The 2801-nt window shown below is 67.9% G+C and carries 5 protein-coding genes; all 5 read right to left on the reverse strand.

Annotated features, from left to right (window positions below; all coding sequences use genetic code 11):
* Positions 1-43 precede the first annotated feature (43 nt).
* Positions 44-1192 carry an RNA-guided endonuclease InsQ/TnpB family protein gene (locus WAX14_RS02850; RefSeq protein WP_422626581.1) on the reverse strand — a complete coding sequence of 383 codons (1149 nt, stop codon included), beginning with the start codon at positions 1190-1192 and terminating at the stop codon, positions 44-46.
* 86 nt (positions 1193-1278) lie between these two features.
* Positions 1279-1893 carry a trimeric intracellular cation channel family protein gene (locus WAX14_RS02855; RefSeq protein ID WP_422626582.1) on the reverse strand — a complete coding sequence of 205 codons (615 nt, stop codon included), beginning with the start codon at positions 1891-1893 and terminating at the stop codon, positions 1279-1281.
* A 29-nt stretch (positions 1894-1922) separates the two neighbouring features.
* Entirely contained in the window at positions 1923-2096 is a 174-nt protein-coding gene (gene rpmF / locus WAX14_RS02860) for a 50S ribosomal protein L32 (protein WP_422626583.1), read from the reverse strand.
* A 16-nt stretch (positions 2097-2112) separates the two neighbouring features.
* Positions 2113-2367, reverse strand: coding sequence for a type B 50S ribosomal protein L31 (locus tag WAX14_RS02865; protein ID WP_422626584.1), 255 nt, complete (start codon positions 2365-2367; stop codon positions 2113-2115).
* Positions 2364-2801: GTP-binding protein (locus WAX14_RS02870; protein ID WP_422626585.1), on the reverse strand; the 438-nt coding region annotated here is incomplete at its 5' end. The genes WAX14_RS02865 and WAX14_RS02870, both read right to left, overlap by 4 nt.

The following is a 2801-nucleotide window of genomic DNA, read 5'->3' on the forward strand; positions in this document are numbered from 1 at the left end:
CGCCACCCCGGTGGGTTCCTGTTTCACCGGGACTTACCTCCCGCTAAGCGGCAGGATTTACGGTCCCTCCGCAGGCGTTTAGCCTCTCCGCACGTCCTGCGGCGAGAATGTTCTTCGCGGCGTTGAGGTCCCGGTCGTGGACCACCCCGCACGCCGCGCACCGCCACTCCCGAATCGAGAGCGGTTTCGGGCCGTCCTTCACCCCACACACCGAGCACAACTGACTCGACGGGAACCAGCGGTCCACCCTGACGAAGGTCCGCCCGTACCGGGCGGCCTTCTCCTCGAGCAGCCGGATGAACATCGCCCACCCGGCATCGTGCACCGACTTCGCCAACCGTGTCCGCGCGAGCCCGGTGACACACAAGTCCTCGACGAACACCGCTTGGTTCTCGCGGATGATCGCCGTGGACTGCTTGTGCACCCAATCCAGCCTGGCATCGGCCACCTTGGCGTGGGCCTTGGCGACACGGATCCGCGCCTTGACCCTGTTCTTCGATCCCTTCTGCTTGCGGGACAACGACTGTTGCGCCGTGCGGAGTGTGCGTTCGGCGCGGCGGAAAAACTTCGGGGACTCGATGACCTTCCCGTCCGAGAGCACCGCGAACGTCGTCAAACCCAGGTCGATCCCCACCTCCGCATCGCACTCCGGGAACGGATCGTCGGTCGTCTCGACGACAAAACTGGCGAAGTACCGGCCCGCCGCATCCTTGATAATCGACACACTCGACGGCTCCGACGGCAGATCCCTCGACCACCGAACCTCGAGTTCGCCGATCTTCGCGACATACAGCTTCCGGTTTGGGCGCAACGAGAACCCGTTGCGGGTGAGCCGGATCGCCTGCCGGTTGTCCTTGCGGGACCGGAACCGCGGCGGGCCGATCCTGCGGCCCTTGCGCTTCCCGGATATCGAGTCGAACCAGTTCCGGTACGCGCGTCGCGCATCCTGACAGGCCTGCACCAACACCACCGACGCCACCTCGGCCAGCCACGCCCGCTGTGAGGTCTTCTTCGCCTCGGTGACCACCCGTTTCTGCACGTCGGTGTCCGAGAGCTTCACCCCGGCCGCATACGCATTCTGCCGGGCACGCAGCGCATCGTTGAACACCACCCGCGCACACCCGAACGACCGGGCCAGCCTGTTCTGCTGCCCGGGCGTCGGGTAGACGCGGTACTGGTATCGAAGCTGCACAGCGAGACCATAGCCGCGACCACCGACATGATTGATGCGCTAACCCGGCCCTGAAGGACCGGGCTTGCGCGCTACGTTCTCTCCGGTCAATCCTCGCGTGGCGTCCGCGGCTGCGGCAGGCTCCAGCCGCGCCACAGCGCGAGCAGTCGCAGACCCGTCGCGAGGACGGTACCGAGGACCAGCGCCAGGTTCTGCCCGGCACCGAGTTCGTGGGCGACGACGAGAACCGCGGCGCCGAGCAGCGCCGGGATCGCATAGAGGTCGCGCTGGAGCAACAGCGGCACCTCGTTGACCAGGACGTCGCGCAGGATGCCGCCGCCGATCGCGGCGGTCGCGCCGATCAGGGCCGACGCGAGGGGCGCGGCGCCGACATCGAGCGCGATGGTCGCGCCGGTGGTCGCGAACAGGCCCATCCCCAGTGCATCGAGGACGAGGATTTCCCGGTTGAGCCGGGTCACCGTCGTGTGCAGATAGAACACCAGCAGGGACGCGGCCAGCGCCGCCCCCAGATACCGCCAGTTGCTCAGCGACGACGGCGGATGAATGTCGAGCAGCAGGTCACGGACGATACCGCCGCCGACGGCGGTGAAGATCCCCACCAGGCACACCCCGAACAGGTCGAGCCGTTTGACGACGCCGACGAGCGCCCCCGACATCGCGAATGCCACGATGCCGACGAGTTCGAGGATCTGCAGCAGCACGACGTCACCATGCCATCCCCCCGGCCGGTCTAGAGGTCGCGGGGGTCGAGGATGCCGAGGGTGACCGCGCGGACCAGACGCCGGGGAACCCGGTGTGTCACGCCACCGACGGTGACCGGAACCAGATCGGGTGCCGTCGCGTTCCACTGCGCTCGGCGGCTTCGGGTATTGGACCGGGACATCCGGCGCTTCGGGACTGCCATCGTGTCGTTCTCCTTCTCAGGCGCGTGTGCGCTTGCCGTATTTGCGTTCGAACTTCTCGACGCGGCCTTGCGCGTCGAGGACCCGCGCGGTCCCCGTCCAGAACGGATGCGACTCGTTGGTGACGTCGACGACGATCAGTGGATAAGTGTTGCCGTCGGACCAGTCGACGGTCCGCTCCGAGGTGAGCGTCGAGCGGGTCAGGAACGTCGAGCCGGTGTTCGCGTCCTGGAATACGACGGGGTGGTAGTCGGGGTGGATGCCGGTTTTCATGCTTGTCCTTCTTTCCTTGCGGTGGTCGGTTCGTCGCTGCGGTCGACGGCGAGGTCGTCGCAGGGATCGCGGTGGTAGTCGCCGAACGGGTCGTCCCAGGTGGGCCACGTGTCCGGCGAGGCGAATTCGTCGTCGGTGAGCAGCGCCGCGCGCAGCGTCTGCAGGATTTCGTCGGGGTCGGCGTCGTGGGTGAGGATCACGAGCGAGCTGTCGCGGTCGCCGTGGACGGCATCCCAGCGCAGCGCGGCCATCGCGCGCCGGGTCGCGGGGACGCGGTCCTGCTGGTCGGGGGTCATCGAGGCGAGCCACGGCCCGGCATGTGCGACGCGCAGTCCGCCACCGGCGGACTCGAGCAGCAGTGCGTTGCCCGGCTGGGTGGCGACCCACGCGCGCCCGCGCGCCCGCACCACCCCGTCGAGCAGCACGTCGATCGC

Source organism: Rhodococcus sp. (in: high G+C Gram-positive bacteria), from assembly GCF_049299235.1.
In the GTDB taxonomy this organism is placed as follows: Bacteria; Actinomycetota; Actinomycetes; order Mycobacteriales; family Mycobacteriaceae; genus Rhodococcus.

Coding starts and splice junctions, on each gene's coding strand:
- rpmF (WP_422626583.1), bottom strand. CDS start 2,096: ATGGCAGTCCCGAAGCGCCGGATGTCCCGGTCCAATACCCGAAGCCGC.
- WAX14_RS02865 (WP_422626584.1), bottom strand. CDS start 2,367: ATGAAAACCGGCATCCACCCCGACTACCACCCCGTCGTATTCCAGGAC.